Genomic DNA, 15,515 nt, shown 5'->3' with positions numbered 1-15,515 from the left:
TTAAACTAGTCTTTCAACCAGTCTGGAAATGGCCATGTCCACTGTAGGCGCTTTTGAAGCGAAGACCCATTTGGCCGCTCTGCTCGATAAGGTGGAAGCGGGCGAAGAGGTGATTATCACGCGCCACGGTCGTCCCGTCGCCAAGCTTAGCCCGATCGACGGCGGCAAGGACATCGCCTCCGCACAAGCAGCGGCGGCCGCGCTGGCGGCTTTACGCCACTCAATCGCGGCCAAGAACCAAGCTCCCTTCACAGCCGCCGAGTTGAACGAGTATCGCCTTGACGGTCGCCGATGACCCTGTGCGTCATCGATAGTTCCGCCGCCCTGGCCTGGGTATTGCCGGAGGAAACGAGCCCAGCGGCGCAGGCCCTGCTTGAACGGATCATCCAGGATGGAGCACTGGCGCCACCTCTATGGCGTATTGAAGTTGCCAATGTCTTGGCCATGGCGGAGCGCAGGGGCCGCATTTCGGCATCAGACCGGCAAAACGCGCTGAAACAGCTTGGCCGTTTGCCCATTGCTTTCGATGACGATGGCAATGCCAGACTGTGGGATGCCGTCTCCAACCTCGCCTTGCGTCACGGGCTCTCCGTCTATGACGCCATCTATTTGGAACTGGCGCTCAGGTCGGGTCTGCCGCTGGCCACTTTTGACAAGGCGCTACGCCAGGCAGCCTCCTCGAGCGGCGTTCCTCTGATGCTGCCCTGAAGACTTCCAGCAGTCGGGCCCTTCTCAGCCATCTTCCCCCACCCGCCGCAACAGCACCGGGCCCGTCGCGTCGGCGCCCAAGCGGTCGTAGGGGTTGCGCAAGGGGCAGTCGCCCAGCGACAGGCAGCCACAACCGATGCAGGTTTCCAGCTGGTCGCGCAGTTGCACCAGGCTGTCGATGCGCCGCTGCAGCATGTCCTTCCAGCCGCTTGACAGGCGGCGCCAATCGGCCTGGGTGGGGGTGCGCCCGTCCGGTATCGTGCCCAGGGCGACATGAATGTCCGCCAGGGCGATGCCGGCGCGCTGGGCCACGCGGATGATGGCGATGCGGCGCAGCACATCGCGCGGATAGCGGCGCTGGTTGCCGCTGCTGCGGCTGGCGGTTATCAGGCCCTTGGCCTCGTAGAAATGCAGGGTGGAAACGGCGACACCGGCGCGTTTCGCCACCTCCCCCACGGAAAGTTCACGTTTCAGTTTGGCGGGGGGCAGCTTTGGCGAAGCGGGCATGGGCAGACCTGAACCTGAATAATGGATGAGGTTTTATAGGGCCCGCCGATAAACGGGTGCAAGGATGCGACGACAGGACGGCGCCACCGCCCGCCAGCGGGCCTCTTTCTCATCCGCGGCATCTCGCCACCGTGGCAATTAGGCAGAATATTGCCCTTAAGGCATAATCACGGCGGCCAAGAACCATTCGTTGTAAGTATAAATTACATAATTCTGTAATATTATCGCGCCCATTCCGAAATCAAAACTTAATTTGCCGCACTGCGGTAGCGTGGCTATTACCCCAGCAATTTCATGACCCTGGGGAAAGAAATGCAAATCCGTCATTTATTGACATCGGCCGCCGCCCTGGCGCTGATGGCCGGCTTGACCCTGCCCGCGTCGGCCCAGCAGGCACCCGACGCGGCGGCGGCTGACACCGATCAGATGCAGGAGGTCATCGTCACCTCGTCCCGCCGCTCCGCGTCGGAAATCGAGCTGCCAACGCGTGAGATCCAGGCCATCATGCCCGGCGTGAATGCCGTGAAGGCCATCAACATGCTGCCGGGCGTCATCTTCCAGAACGCCGATCCGTGGGGCAACAACGAGCAGAACTCCTCGCTCTACATCCACGGCTTCAACGCCCAGCAGCTGGGCTACACCCTGGACGGCGTGCCGCTGGGCGACCAGTCCTACGGCAACTACAACGGCCTGTCGCCGCAGCGCGCCATCATCAGCGAGAACATCGGCCGCATCAGCCTGGCATCAGGCGCCGGTGACCTGGGCACCGCCTCCACCAGCAACCTGGGCGGCACGCTGGCCGTGTTCTCCGACGATCCCAAGGCGGACGCGGGCGCGCAGGTGGAACAGGTGTTCGGCAGCTACGACACCTTCCGCACCTTCGCCCGCATCGACACCGGCGACCTGGGCGGCGGCAACAGCGGTTACGTCTCCTTCGTGCGCCAGGACTCCCGCGCCTGGGACTTCAACGGCCAGCAGGGCGGTTACCAGGTCAACGGCAAGTTCGTCCACGCCGGCGACAAGGGCACGCTGAAGGCCTTCTTCGACTGGTCGGACAAGGTCGAGCCCAATGAGGACGCGACCTCCATCGCCGCCAACCAGGCCTACCAGCCCTACACCCGCCCCTTCCTGTACCCGGACCTGGCCAAGGCGCTGACCTACGTCGACGCCAAGGGCAACACCCCGGCGGCCCTGGGCGCCAACTATTCCAACTACTTCAGCGCGGCGCAGCGTACCGACTATCTGGGCTACGTCAGCTATGACTACCAGTTCAGCGACGATCTGGTCTGGCACAACCAGGTCTACTATCACCATGACGACGGCCGCGGCATCGTAGCATTGCCGATCAGCGGCGCCGCCTCGGTGTTCAAGGTCTACTACCCGACCCAGGACCTGAAGACCGTGCTGGGCAACACCGGCTATGGCGTCCGCACCACGGAATACACCATCGACCGCGAGGGCGTGCGGTCCAACGCCACCTACACCCTGGGCGATCACCAGATCGAAGGTGGAGTGTGGTGGGAGCATAACGAGACCACCACGGCGCGGCGCTGGTACCAGTTGTCGCTGACCAACCCGCTGACGCCCTATGACGTCCCCGACAACGCGCTGTTCACCCAGGTGGAAAGCAAGATCACCAACGACGTGATCCAACCCTACCTGCAGGACCAGTGGCAGGTGCTGCCGACCGTGAAGCTGCAGGCCGGCTTCAAGGCCAGCCTGCAGTTCGCCGACGGCAAGATGCCGGTGCAGCCGCTGTCCGGTTCCTACAGCGGCACCACCGTGAACCTGCCGCAGGGGCAGATCGACACCAAGGAAGGCTTCCTGCCGCAGGTGGGCGCCCTGTGGGACATCACCAGCACCGACCAGCTGTTCTTCAACATCCAGAAGAACCTGCGCCAGTACATCACCTACGGCCTGGGCGGCGCCTCGCCGTGGAGCCTGGGCAACCAGGCTGCCTTCGACCTGTTCAAGAAGACCGGCAACCCCGAAACCTCATGGACGTATGAGGCCGGCTGGCGCGGCGACCACCCGGTGGACCTGGGCTTCATCACCGGCATCGGCGGCCAGATCAACTACTACCACGTCGATTTCAGCAACCGTCAGCTGCTGATCAGCCCGAACTCCACCCTCACCAGCTTCGTGGGCGGCGTCGGCATCCTGCAGAATGTGGGCAGCGTCACCACCGACGGCGTGGACGTGGCCGCCACCGTGCATCTGGGCGACCACTTCTCGGTCTATGACGCCCTGTCCTACAACCACTCCCAGTACGACCAGAACTACGTCAGCGGTGCCAGCACCGTGCAGACCGCGGGCAAGCTGATCCCCGGCGATCCGGAGTGGATGAACCGCTTCATCGTCAGCACCAACTACGACGCCTTCGGGGCCAAGGTCAGCGGCGAGTACTACGGCAAGCGCTACGCCACCTACACCAACGACCTGTGGGTCCCCTCCTACTGGCAATTCAACCTGGAGGCCAGCTACGACCTGGGCGCCATCGCCCCGGGCGTGAAGTCCTCCTCCATCGCCCTGAACGTCACCAACCTGATGGACAAGAAGGCGGCCAGCACCATCACCGTGGGCTCGGCCTCCGGCACCTACGCCATCTACCCGCTGGCCCCGCGCCAGTTCTTCGTCACCCTGAAGGCCGGGTTCTAAGTCCGTCGTCTGCCTATTTGTGTCGAAGGGGACCGGCGGCCGTCCGGTCCCCTTTTTCATTAGAGGTCATCCATAATGACGCGGCAGCAACATCAAGCTGGCGTCGTTCCTGTGAGACGGTCGCAATACCATTTAAGCTAAATGGAATTATAGATATTCTCTACATTGGCCGGTACGGGCCATGACTCATTCCATCAAAGAGAGAATTATGCGGAAGATTTTATCGATCATCACTGTTTCGGCAATGATATCCACGGCAGCTTCGGCTGGCACGGCATGGAATACCCACATTACCTACATACGTGTGACGAATAATGGATACGTGCTATTCAACGTTTCGAATCATTCCAACGACACGCCTGCCTGCGCTGCCGCCTCGAATGGCGGATTCGTATTCAATGCCAATACCCCCGCCGGGCAGGCTCAGATGTCTTATTTCATGACCCAAGTCACCACGGGCAAGGTCTTTAGCGTTGTTGGCACCGGCGATTGCGCTACGTGGGGCGGTTTTGAAACGGTGGGCTATTTCGATGCCAACAACTGAACCAGCCCAACATGGGCCCAAAAGGCACCAGCCTTTCCTCCCCCTGGAACACAACGCCCTTCCTGCCTACATTGCTCCGGACCCAAGTTCGTTCCGGTGGATCCCATGGACAAGTTGCAGGCGATGCAGGTCTTCACCCGCATCGTGGAAGTGAACAGTTTTTCCAAGGCGGCGGACACGCTGGGCCTGCCCCGGGCGTCCGTCACCACCATCATCCAGAACCTGGAGGGCTTCCTGGGCGTGCGCCTGCTGCAGCGGACGACGCGGCGCCTGAGCCTGACCCCCGATGGCGCGGCCTATTACGAGCGCGCCGTTCGCATCCTGTCCGACATCGACGAGGCGGAATCCTCCTTCGCCAACATGAAGAAGAACCCGCGCGGCAAGCTGCGGGTGGACATGCCGGGCGCCATCGGCCGGCTGCTGGTCATCCCCCGCGTCCATGAGTTCCGCCGGCAATATCCCGACATCGACCTGATGATCGGCATGGGCGACCGGCCGGTGGACCTTGTGCAGGATGGCGTGGACTGCGTGGTGCGCGTGGGTCATCTGCAGGACAGCAGCCTGATCGCCCGGCGCGTGGGCGTGTTCCAAGGCGTCACCTGCGCCAGCCCCGCCTACATCGCCGCCTACGGCGTGCCGGAAACGCTGGAGGATCTGGAGCGGCACCAGGCCGTGAACTATTTCCACAGCCGCACCGGCAAGATCGTGGACCTGTCCTTCATCGTGGAGGGCGAGGTGCAGGAGGTGAAGGCCGCCGGTCCCGTGGCCGTGAACGACGCCGACGCCTACCTCACGTGTGGGTTGGAGGGGCTGGGCATCATCCAGCCGCCCTATTTCATGGCCAAGCCCTACCTGCTGTCCGGTCAGCTGAAGGAACTGCTGCCCCGATGGAAGCCGGAGCCCATGCCCATCTCCGCCGTCTATCCCCATAACCGCCACCTGTCGCCCAAGGTGCGGGTGTTCGTGGATTGGATCGCCGACCTGTTCGACAGCTGCCCGCTGTTCAACGGCCAGGCCCCCGGCCTCTGCCCGGAAAAGCCGCCCGCCCCGGTCACGGTCGATGCGGAGGATGAGGAGAAGTGCCTGATCTGCGCGTGAGGGTGCGCCTGGGCAAGCCGGTCGCCCGCCTGATGCCCATGGCCGCCTCCCGACAACCGATCGCGCTGGCCCTATGCAGGCGTTGACCGGAAGCATGCCGCCGCAAGCACAGTCCGCTGAGGCCTTCGTCCGCGCCATGCGGGATGACGACCGGTATTGATGCTGTATCTCGACACATCACTACTGGTCACGGCCTTGACGAGTGAATCCGCCTCGGAGCGAGTCCAGGCATGGCTGAGCCGACAGGACGCCATTGCGCAACTGCGGCGCGGACAATGGACCACCGTCCTGCCGATTATGCGGTTTTTTCTAAACAGACTATTCGCATTATCGCGTATTCCGCCTGGAGCGGCGTTCGCTATGATGGAACCGTTGCTGCAGTGCCGGTCACGGACCGGTCGGCGGCCCGGATCCGGGGGATGCTCCTGGGGTCCGCCCTTCGCGAAACCGCCCCGTTCGGGGCCCCAACCTAGTCTCGCGGCCTGATCGTCCTTTTCCATTGGAGAAGGGCGCGGACGCGTTGTCCCTGGCGTGACCCGTGGTCTTGGCAGTCTCCGGTCCCGCCGCCCCTTGCCTGATGCCGGTATCCTTGCCGGAACCCGCGGCCGATACCGCCGCCCGCATCCGCGCCGATTTGACGGCGGGAAACGGGACGCGACCGCCGCAGTTCTCGGCGTATGCCTGGCGTCACCTGTTCGTAAGGAGTTCGTCCGATGGCCGCACCGACCTTTGATGTCCAGAACAGCCTGACGCTTCCCACGTCATTGGTGGGGGAGGCGCCTGCCTCCAGCCACCTGCTGACCTTGGACGCCCGTATGACCCTGGCCGTCCTGGCGGCCATGGGCACCGGCCTGTCCCTGTTCGCCGGGCTGGCGCTGTGCGACCTGTTCCCCTTCATTGGCGTCATGCTGCGGGGTTTCTGAGCAACGCCGGTTCCTGACAAATCGCCTGCACGCGTACCGCGGCGCACCAGTCGCGGTGCGCGTTGCCGTCTCCGGCGCACATGATTGTTCTGACAATCCGAATTGTGTAGCAGCGAAACACTGATTTATTCGCCACAACACCCCTCATACAGTCCACCCTGTCATAAACCAGGAGGGACGCGCCCGCGTCCGTGTGAAATGTCCAGGCCATCGCGCCATAATCCCTGTGAAACAACCGCCAGCGGCCCGGATGAGGTGACCGTGTGCGAGACGCGCATCCCGGGCTATGCCCAGGAGGTGACCTTGCGCCTGTACCGTCCGGCCGTGGCGCGCAAGACCCTGCGGCCCTCGCTGCCGGTCGTGCTGGTGTTCCATGGCGGCGGCTTCACCAAGGGCGGGCTGGACGATGCCGATCCGGCGGCGCGCTTCATCGCCACGCATACGCCGGCCTTCGTCATTTCCGTGGGCTATTCCCTGGCCCCGGCCCACCCCTTCCCCGCCGCCCCCGGCGACGCCTACCGCGCCGCCCTGTGGGCCACCGAACACGCCAAGGACTTCGGCGGCGCCGCCAACCGCCTGGGCGTGGCCGGGTACGATGCCGGCGGGCACATCGTCGCCTCGCTGACCTTCATCGCCCGTGACCAGGGTGACGTGCCGCTGAAGGCGCAGGTGCTGATCGGCCCCATGCTGGACCCCAGCCTGACCCGGGTGGGGGACGAGACGCTGCTGAGTTCGGACATCACCATCGCCGACTGCGCCAAGTGCTACCGCGCCTACCTGCCGGAAGCGGCGCAGCGCCTGCATCCCTATGCGGCGCCGCTGGAGTCCCGGCGCCTGGCCGGCCTGCCCCCGGCGCTGATCGTCACGGCCCAGAACGACGTGCTGCACGTCGAGGCCGAGAAGTACGCGGGTCAACTGATCGGGGCCGGCGTGCCCACCGAGGTGACCCGTTTCCCCCGCGTTTCCCATGCCGACCTGGCCGCCAATCCCGCGGCCCTGGAGGCCATCGCCAACTTTCTCGGGCGTCGCCTGTAACGCCCCGCCAACGCCGTCTCAAGGAGTATCATTCCATGTCCAACACGCGCACGAAGCTGGTGCTGGCGCTGGCCGCCGGCGTCGCCCTGGTCGCCATCGGCGGCTTTTTCCTGCACGGCCCCTCCGGCGCCCAGGCCGCCTCCACCCCCGCCGCCCCGCCGGCGGCCGAGGTGGACGTGGCCCCGGTGCTGGCCCGCACCGTCGTCGACTGGCAGAGCTATTCCGGCCGGCTGGAGGCCGTGGAGCATGTGGACATCCGTCCGCAGATCTCCGGCCCCATCGTGGCCGTGAACTTCAAAAACGGCGCCCTGGTGAAGAAGGGCGACCTGCTGTTCACCATCGACCCCCGCCCGTTCCAGGCGGAGGTTGACCGCGCCGAGGCGGCGCTGGCGTCGGCGCAGTCGCGCCTGCGTTTCGCCACCACCGACCTGGAGCGCGCCCGCAAGCTGATCACCAGCAACGCCATCCCCCAGCGTGACCTGGATGATCGCGAGAACACCGCCCGCACCGCCGCCGCCGACGTGAAGGCGGCCGAGGCGGCGCTGGAGGTGGCGCGCCTGAACCTCAGCTACACCCGCGTGGTGGCCCCCGTCGACGGCCGCGTTTCCCGGGCGGAGATCACGGTGGGCAACATCGTGGCCGCCGGTGCCGCCAGCGTGCCCTTGACCACGCTGGTCTCCGTCTCGCCCATCTACGCTTCCTTCGACGTGGATGAGCAGACCTACCTGCGCTACATCGCCAGTGTGAAGGACGGCACCGCGCCGGTGCAGTTGGGCCTCGCCACCGAGGACGGCTATTCCCGGACCGGTTCGGTGGAGCATGTGGACAACCACCTGGACACCGTGTCCGGCACCATCCGCGTGCGCGCCAAGTTCGACAACGCGGACGGCCTGCTGGTTCCCGGCCTGTATGCCCGCATCAAGGTGGGCGGCAGCAGCCCGCATGAGGCCCTGCTGGTGGACGACCGCGCCATCGGCACCGACCAGGACAAGAAGTACGTCTTGGTGGTCGGCGACGACAACAAGGTCGCCTACCGCGAGGTCGCCCTGGGCGGCATGCAGGACGGCCTGCGCGTCATCACCAAGGGCCTGAAGGCCGGGGAGCGCATCGTCGTCAACGGCGTGCAGTTCGCCCGCCCCGGCGACGCGGTGAAGCCCAAGAACGTCGCCATGGCGGGCGAGAACCCCGCCACCCAGACCCGGCAGACCGCCGCCGGTTCCGCCCTGTGAGGCGCACCCCCCGAGGTGCCTGGATGAACGCCCGTTCCCTTAGAGAACAGCCATGAACATCTCCCGTTTCTTCATCGATAGGCCGATTTTCGCCGGCGTGCTGTCGGTGGCCATTTTCGTGGCCGGCCTGATATCCGTGTTCCAACTGCCCATCTCGGAATATCCCGAGGTGGTCCCCGCCACCGTGGTGGTGCACGCCCAATACCCGGGCGCCAACCCCAAGGTCATCGCCGAAGCCGTCGCCGCACCGTTGGAAGAGCAGATCAACGGCGTGGAGAACATGCTGTATATGCAGTCGCAGGCCAACAGCGACGGCAACCTGGCGGTGACGGTCACCTTCAAGCTGGGCACCAACCCCGACCTGGCCCAGCAGATGGTGCAGAACCGCGTGTCCCAGGCGCTGCCGCGCCTGCCGGAGGACGTGCAGCGCCTGGGCGTCACGACGATCAAGAGTTCCCCCACCCTGACCATGGTGGTGCACCTGATCTCGCCCAACGACCGCTACGACATGACCTATCTGCGCAACTACGCCGTCCTGAACGTGAAGGACCGGCTGGAGCGCATCCAGGGCGTGGGCCAGGTGCAGGTCTGGGGTTCGGGCGACTATTCCATGCGCGTCTGGCTGGACCCCCAGAAGGTGGCCCAACGCAACCTGACCGCCGAGGACGTGGTCAACGCCATCCGCGACCAGAACGTCCAGGTGGCGGCGGGCGTTATCGGCGCCTCTCCCTCGGTGAAGGGCGTGCCCCTGCAGTTGTCGGTCAACGCCCGCGGCCGTCTGAAGACGGAGGCGGAGTTCGGCGACATCATCCTGCAGACCACGGCCGACGGTGGCGTGACCTATCTGCGCGACGTGGCCCGGATCGAGCTGGCGGCGTCGGAATACGGCCTGCGGGCGCTGCTGGACAACAAGCCGGCCGTGGCCATGGCCATCAACCAGTCGCCGGGCGCCAACTCGCTGGCCATTTCCGACGAGGTCCGCAAGACCATGGCGGAACTGGCCACCGACATGCCGCCGGGCGTGGAATACCGCATCGTCTATGACCCGACGCAGTTCGTCCGCGCCAGCATCAACGCGGTGATCCACACCCTGCTGGAAGCCATCACCCTGGTGGTGATCGTGGTCATCGTCTTCCTGCAGACCTGGCGGGCGTCCATCATCCCGCTGCTGGCCGTGCCCGTCTCCATCGTCGGCACCTTCGCCCTGCTGCTGGCCTTCGGGTATTCCATCAACGCGCTATCGCTGTTCGGCATGGTGCTGGCCATCGGCATCGTGGTCGACGACGCCATCGTCGTGGTGGAAAACGTCGAGCGCAACATCGAGGCGGGGTTGTCGCCCAAGGAAGCGACTTACCAGGCCATGCGCGAGGTCAGCGGCCCCATCATCGCCATCGCCCTGACCTTGGTGGCCGTGTTCGTGCCGCTGGCGGCCATGAGCGGCTTGACCGGCCAGTTCTACAAGCAGTTCGCGATGACCATCGCGATCTCCACCGTCATCTCCGCCTTCAACTCGTTGACCATGTCCCCCGCCCTGGCGGCCCTGCTGCTGAAGGGTCACCATGACGGCCAGGATTGGCTGACGCGCGGCATGAACACCGTGCTGGGCCCCTTCTTCCGGGGCTTCAACAAGGTCTTCCACCGTGGGTCCCAGGCCTATGGCAACAGCGTAGGCGGCGTCATCCGGCATAAGGGCATCATGGTCGGCATTTATGTCGGCTTGCTGGGCTTGACGGTCTTCCTGGGCAACACCGTGCCCGGCGGCTTCGTGCCCGCCCAGGACAAGGAATACCTGGTGACCTTCGCCCAGCTGCCCAACGGCGCCTCGCTTGACCGGACGGAAGACGTGATCCGCAAGATGTCGGAGATCGCGATGAAGCAGCCGGGCGTGACCCATGCGGTCTCATTCCCCGGCCTGTCGGTCAACGGCTTCACCAACAGCTCCAGCGCCGGCATCGTCTTCGTCCCGCTGGAACATTACGACGATCGTCCCGGCCACATCTCGGCCGCCGAGATCGCCGCCAACCTGCGCAAGGAATACGCGGGCATCAAGGACGCCTACATCGCCGTCTTCCCGCCCCCGCCCGTCATGGGCCTGGGCACGCTGGGCGGTTTCAAGCTGCAGCTTGAGGATACGGGCGCCCTGGGCTACGAGGCCATGGCCAAGGCTTCCAACGACTTCATCGCCAAGGCCATGAAGACGCCGGAGCTGGGGCCGACGTTCTCCAGCTACCAGATCAACGTTCCGCAGCTGAACGTGGACCTGGACCGCGTGAAGGCCAAGCAGCTGGGCGTTTCGGTCAATGACGTCTTCGACACCATGCAGATTTACCTGGGCTCGCTGTACGTCAACGACTTCAACAGCTTCGGCCGCGTCTACCAGGTGCGGGTGCAGGCGGACGCCCCGTTCCGCGCCCATGCCGAGGACATCGGCCTGCTGAAGACCCGCAACGCCCAGGGCACCATGGTGCCGCTGTCATCGCTGGTCAGCGTCAGCCCGACCTATGGTCCGGAAATGGTGGTGCGGTACAACGGCTACACCGCCGCCGACATCAACAGCGGCCCGGCCCCGGGCTATTCCACCAACCAGGCCCAGGCGGCCGCGGAACGGATCGCGCATGAGGTCCTGCCCCGGGGCATCAAGCTGGAATGGACGGACCTGACCTACCAGCAGATCCTGGCCGGCAACTCCGCCCTGTGGGTGTTCCCCATCAGCGTGCTGCTGGTCTTCCTGGTGCTGGCCGCCCAGTACGAGAGCCTGACCCTGCCGCTGGCCATCCTGCTGATCGTGCCCATGAGCCTGATGTCGGCCCTGGCCGGCCTGTGGCTGACGGGCAGTGACAACAACATCTTCACCCAGATCGGCTTCATGGTGCTGGTGGGCTTGTCGGCCAAGAACGCCATCCTGATCGTGGAGTTCGCCCGTGAACTGGAAATCCACGGCAAGACCCCCGTCCAGGCGGCGATCGAGGCCAGCCGGTTGCGTCTGCGCCCCATCCTGATGACCTCCATCGCCTTCATCATGGGTGTCGTGCCCCTGGTCATGTCGACGGGGCCGGGCGCCGAAATGCGCCACGCCATGGGTGTCGCCGTGTTCTTCGGCATGCTGGGCGTGACCTTCTTCGGCTTGGGCCTGACGCCGGTGTTCTACGTCGTCCTGCGCAAGCTGGCGGGGGGCAAGCTGATCACCCATGAGAAGCTGGAACAGCCGGCCATCGGCAGCCACGCGGCGCAGCACGCCGCCGAGTGATCGCGCCCGCCGCCTTCCTCTCCCCCCTAGAAGCGGCGGTTACGATGCGGCCCAGGTTCCTTGACGGAGCCTGGGCCGTTTTTTGTGACGTCATGGTGGTATCGGTCACCGAATTATTACCGCCTTGCCCCTGGCCCACGCGGCACCCGCCTTCTATCGTCTTGACCAAACTCTCCCGACGCGCCCGACCGGAAGGCGAATGATGATGCAAGCGGCTGTGCTGTCCTCCACCACCCCCAACTCCACCCCCACAGGCGCGGTGGCCGACGCCGCCGCCGTGCGGGGCCAACTGAAGGCCTGGCTGGTGGAGCGGGCCTATCCCCTGTGGTGGGAGGTCGGGGCGGACCGGGTGAACGGCGGCTTCCATGAGAAGCTGGACCTGGACGGCAAGCCCACCAACGACGCCCGCCGGGCGCGGGTGCAGGCCCGCCAGGTCTATTCCTATTCCGTCGCGGCCAAATCCGGCTGGAACGGCCCGGTGCGCGAGGCGGCGGAGCATGGCCTGACGTTCTTCCTCAACCATTACCGCCGCCCCGACGGCCTGTTCCGCACCAAGGTGGCGCCGGACGGCACCGCCCTGGATGACACCGTGGTGCTGTACGACCAGGCCTTCGCCCTGTTCGCGCTGGCCGCCGCGCAAAGCGCCACGCCGGAGAACCGCAGGGCGGAGGAGATGGCCGTGGCCCTGCGCCAGCGGCTGCTGGACACGCTGCACCACGCCCAGGGCGGGTTCGAGGAGAGCCACCCCCGCACCCTGCCCCTGCTGTCCAACCCCCACATGCACATGCTGGAAGCGTCATTGGCCTGGATGGAGCAGGGCGGCGACGGCGGCTGGCGCGACCTGGCGGAAGAGATCGTGGGCCTGGCCCTGACCCGCTTCATCGACGACGACATGGGCGGGCTGAAGGAGTTCTTCGACGGCGACTGGCGGCCCCAGGCCGGCACCCCCGGCCGCATCGTCGAGCCGGGGCACCAGTTCGAATGGTCCTGGCTGATGCTGCGCTGGGCCGCCCTGACCGGCAGCAAGGCGGCCGCCGACGCCGCCTGGCGCATGATCGCCATCGGCGAGGGGCCGGGCGTGGACCCGGCGCGCGGCGTCGCCATGAACGCCCTGCTGGACGACCTGACCCCGCACGACCCCGTCGCCCGCCTGTGGCCGCAGACGGAGCGCATCAAGTGCGCCGTGCTGGCGGCCCTCGCCACCCGCGACGACGCCGACCGCAGCGACACCTACTGGACCATGGCGGCCAACGGCGGACGCGGCCTGATGAAGTATTTCGACACGCCCGTGAAGGGCCTGTGGCGCGATCGCCTGAACCCCGACGGAACCTTCGTCCAGGAGGCCGCACCCGCCAGCAGCTTCTACCACATCGTCTGCGCCATCCAGGAACTGGACCAAGGCCTGGCCGCCATTGGCCATCCAGGCTGAAACCCTTGTTCTGACGTCAGAACAAACGTTCCGCGCGTTCCGGCCCTGCGGGGGCAGCCCTGGCGGGGTATGGGTAAGTGATTTGAAAAGAACTCGTCAGGGCAGCCAGCCGGGAATCGCTTTCATTTCCGGCCGCCGGGACAGGGTGGACCAGGCGCCGGCCCAGCAGCAGCCATGGTCCTGGCCGGGTACCGTGATGATGATGGCGGGGGCGCCGGGCGGCTGATGGGCCACGAAGGATTGGGCGATGGCGACGTCCACCACCTTGTCGTCGGCGCCGACGAAATGCACCTGGGGCCGGCCCGCCAGCTTGGCGGCGTCGGTGACGGGGTCGACCGACTGCGACAGCGGCGTCAGGTCCAGAATCCTGGCCCACAGGCCGAAATCCAGGTTACCCGATATGGTGACCAGACCGGCCACGTCGGCGCGCCGTTCCGCCAGCACCGCCGCCAGGCCGCCGCCGCCGGAATAGCCCACCAGGACCAGACGCTGGGCATGAGCGTTGGCCTTCAGGCGGTCCAGCGCCAGGCCGGCGCTGTCCACCACCTCCGGCGCCAGGCGGGCCTTGGTCCAGTAGCCCACCTGACACGCGCGGGGGCGGGTTTCCATGACGTACTGGCAGGGGCGGGCGAGATAGGCCACCGGCCCCGTACCAGGATGGCCCATGGCCAAGCGCAGGGCCAAGGGGTCGGTGGGCGTGGGATCCTGCGATGGCTCCCGCGCCGATAGATAGGCCAGGCCGTCGCCTTCGATGTAGACGGTCAGCACCTCGCCGCCCGGGCCAGGCCCAGGGGAGTAGGGTTTGACCGCCGTCGCCAAGTCGAAACCGCCCGCCGAAAGATAGTCCCAGCGCCAGCCCGCGTCCTGGGCCAGGGTGGGCCCCCGCTCCTGCCGGCCATGAATGCCGGAACAGGCGGCCAGGCCGCCCGCCAGGAGAAGCGCGACCAAGGCCCGCGCGCCCACCACCTTACGCCTTCTTGGCCTTGAACTCGGCCAGCGCCTTGGCCACGCGGTCGATCACCGGGCCCCATTGCCCCCATTCCGTCTGGCGGAACAGGCGGACGGACGGGTACCAGGGTGTGTCGTCGCGGTTCTGCAACCAGCGCCAATCCGGCAGCAGCGGCAGCATGACCCAGGCCGGGCGGCCGAGCGCGCCCGCCAGATGCACCGGCGAGCTGTCGATGGAGATCAGCAGGTCGACCTCCATCAGGATGGCGGCCGTGTCCTCGAAATCCCGGATCTCGGGGCTGAGGCTGACGACGTGCTTGGCCAAAGCGATCGGCGGGTTCAGCGCCTGCTCCTCCTTCGGGCCCTTCTGCACGGAGAACAGGGTGACGCCCTCCTGTGCCAGCGGCGCCAGCATCTCCAGCCCCATGGACCGGTTGGCGTCGTTGAAGTGCGTCGGACGGCCCGCCCAGAGGAAGGCCACCTTCAGGCCCTTGTACTGTCCCAGGCGCTTGCGCCAATGCTCCCGCCGGTCGGGCATGGCCGACAGGTAGGGCATGGGTTCGCCGGGCAGCTGGCTGAGCTGCAGGCCCATGATCATGGGCAGGCTCATCATCTCGGCATGCACGTCGAAGTGGGGCGGCAATTCCCCGCGCAGGGTCATCGCATCGAAGCCCTTCATGCGGCGGGCCAGGCTGGCCGTTTCATGATTGATTTCCAGGACGACGTTGGCTTGGCTCTTCTCCTTGGCCCAGGCGACCATGCGCATGAACTGGAAGGTATCGCCGTAGCCCTGCTCATCATGGATCAGCAGGGTCTTGCCCGGAATGGCGCGTCCGTCCCAGCGTGGCCGCTGCACCTTGCGCTCGATGCGCGTGGTGTGGGCCAGGCTATAGCGGTAGGCGTATTCGCGCCAGCCGCGGTCGAACTCACCCAGCAGCAGCAGGGTTTCCGCCAGGTCGAAACGGGTGGACAGGTGCCCCGGCAGGGCATCCACCAGCATCTCCTGGATGGGCTTGGCCTCCATCACCCGCCCCTGCACGCGCAGGGCCTGCGCCAGCAGGGCCCACAGGGTCACCGGGCCGGTACCGCTGGCCAGCAGGGGGCGGACCATGGCCTCGACCTCGGCTCCCCGCCCCGCGATCAGCATGGGGCGGACCTGTTGCTCAAGTTCCTTCATGTCCATGACGGC

General features: G+C 66.0%; 13 protein-coding genes. 10 read left to right on the top strand and 3 right to left on the bottom strand.

Annotation, left to right across the window (positions count from 1 at the left end; all coding sequences use genetic code 11):
* Window positions 1-34: 34 nt before the first annotated feature.
* Both UAA55_RS08655 and UAA55_RS08650 read left to right on the top strand, forming a co-directional pair.
* Window positions 35-295, top strand: a complete 261-nt coding sequence (locus UAA55_RS08655; RefSeq protein ID WP_322952283.1) for a type II toxin-antitoxin system Phd/YefM family antitoxin — start codon at window positions 35-37, stop codon at window positions 293-295.
* Complete coding sequence (locus tag UAA55_RS08650) at window positions 292-708, top strand: type II toxin-antitoxin system VapC family toxin (RefSeq protein WP_322952282.1); 417 nt, start codon at window positions 292-294, stop codon at window positions 706-708. The genes UAA55_RS08655 and UAA55_RS08650 overlap by 4 nt, the downstream gene beginning before the upstream one ends.
* Before the next feature lie 24 nt (window positions 709-732).
* Here the strand turns inward: UAA55_RS08650 and soxR are convergent, their stop codons facing one another.
* Window positions 733-1,215, bottom strand: coding sequence for a redox-sensitive transcriptional activator SoxR (gene soxR, locus UAA55_RS08645; RefSeq protein ID WP_322952281.1), 483 nt, complete (start codon window positions 1,213-1,215; stop codon window positions 733-735).
* Between the two features lie 312 nt (window positions 1,216-1,527).
* Between soxR and UAA55_RS08640 the strand changes: the two genes are divergently transcribed.
* The 8 genes from UAA55_RS08640 (at window position 1,528) to UAA55_RS08605 (ending at window position 13,378) form a co-directional block, all read left to right on the top strand.
* Window positions 1,528-3,873, top strand: coding sequence for a TonB-dependent receptor (locus tag UAA55_RS08640; protein WP_322952280.1), 2,346 nt, complete (start codon window positions 1,528-1,530; stop codon window positions 3,871-3,873).
* Window positions 3,874-4,054: 181 nt separating this feature from the next.
* Window positions 4,055-4,417, top strand: a complete 363-nt coding sequence (locus tag UAA55_RS08635) for a hypothetical protein (RefSeq protein WP_322952279.1) — start codon at window positions 4,055-4,057, stop codon at window positions 4,415-4,417.
* Between the two features lie 105 nt (window positions 4,418-4,522).
* Window positions 4,523-5,515 carry a LysR family transcriptional regulator gene (locus UAA55_RS08630; RefSeq protein ID WP_322952278.1) on the top strand — a complete coding sequence of 331 codons (993 nt, stop codon included), beginning with the start codon at window positions 4,523-4,525 and terminating at the stop codon, window positions 5,513-5,515.
* 713 nt (window positions 5,516-6,228) lie between these two features.
* Window positions 6,229-6,438 carry a hypothetical protein gene (locus UAA55_RS08625; RefSeq protein ID WP_322952277.1) on the top strand — a complete coding sequence of 70 codons (210 nt, stop codon included), beginning with the start codon at window positions 6,229-6,231 and terminating at the stop codon, window positions 6,436-6,438.
* A gap of 261 nt (window positions 6,439-6,699) precedes the next feature.
* Window positions 6,700-7,473, top strand: a complete 774-nt coding sequence (locus UAA55_RS08620; protein ID WP_322952275.1) for an alpha/beta hydrolase — start codon at window positions 6,700-6,702, stop codon at window positions 7,471-7,473.
* 35 nt (window positions 7,474-7,508) lie between these two features.
* The gene (locus UAA55_RS08615) at window positions 7,509-8,702 is read left to right on the top strand and encodes an efflux RND transporter periplasmic adaptor subunit (RefSeq protein WP_088875356.1); all 1,194 of its coding nucleotides are present in this window, start codon (window positions 7,509-7,511) and stop codon (window positions 8,700-8,702) included.
* Window positions 8,703-8,754: 52 nt separating this feature from the next.
* On the top strand, window positions 8,755-11,949 hold the full coding sequence (locus tag UAA55_RS08610; protein ID WP_322952274.1) for an efflux RND transporter permease subunit: 3,195 nt from the start codon (window positions 8,755-8,757) through the stop codon (window positions 11,947-11,949).
* A 199-nt stretch (window positions 11,950-12,148) separates the two neighbouring features.
* Window positions 12,149-13,378 (top strand): AGE family epimerase/isomerase, encoded by a 1,230-nt coding sequence (locus tag UAA55_RS08605; protein ID WP_322952273.1) that lies wholly within the window; start codon window positions 12,149-12,151, stop codon window positions 13,376-13,378.
* Window positions 13,379-13,474: 96 nt separating this feature from the next.
* Here the strand turns inward: UAA55_RS08605 and UAA55_RS08600 are convergent, their stop codons facing one another.
* Together UAA55_RS08600 and UAA55_RS08595 are read right to left on the bottom strand one after the other, a co-directional pair.
* A complete protein-coding gene (locus UAA55_RS08600; RefSeq protein WP_322952272.1) occupies window positions 13,475-14,326 on the bottom strand; it encodes an alpha/beta hydrolase family protein in 852 nt (283 codons plus the stop codon).
* A 19-nt stretch (window positions 14,327-14,345) separates the two neighbouring features.
* A complete protein-coding gene (locus UAA55_RS08595; RefSeq protein WP_322952271.1) occupies window positions 14,346-15,509 on the bottom strand; it encodes a glycosyltransferase family 9 protein in 1,164 nt (387 codons plus the stop codon).
* Window positions 15,510-15,515: the final 6 nt, after the last annotated feature.

Source organism: Nitrospirillum guanabarense, assembly GCF_034653355.1.
Taxonomy (GTDB): Bacteria; Pseudomonadota; Alphaproteobacteria; order Azospirillales; family Azospirillaceae; genus Nitrospirillum.
Note: the sequence above shows the minus strand (reverse complement) of the source record. Positions and strands in the feature narration are given on the sequence as shown.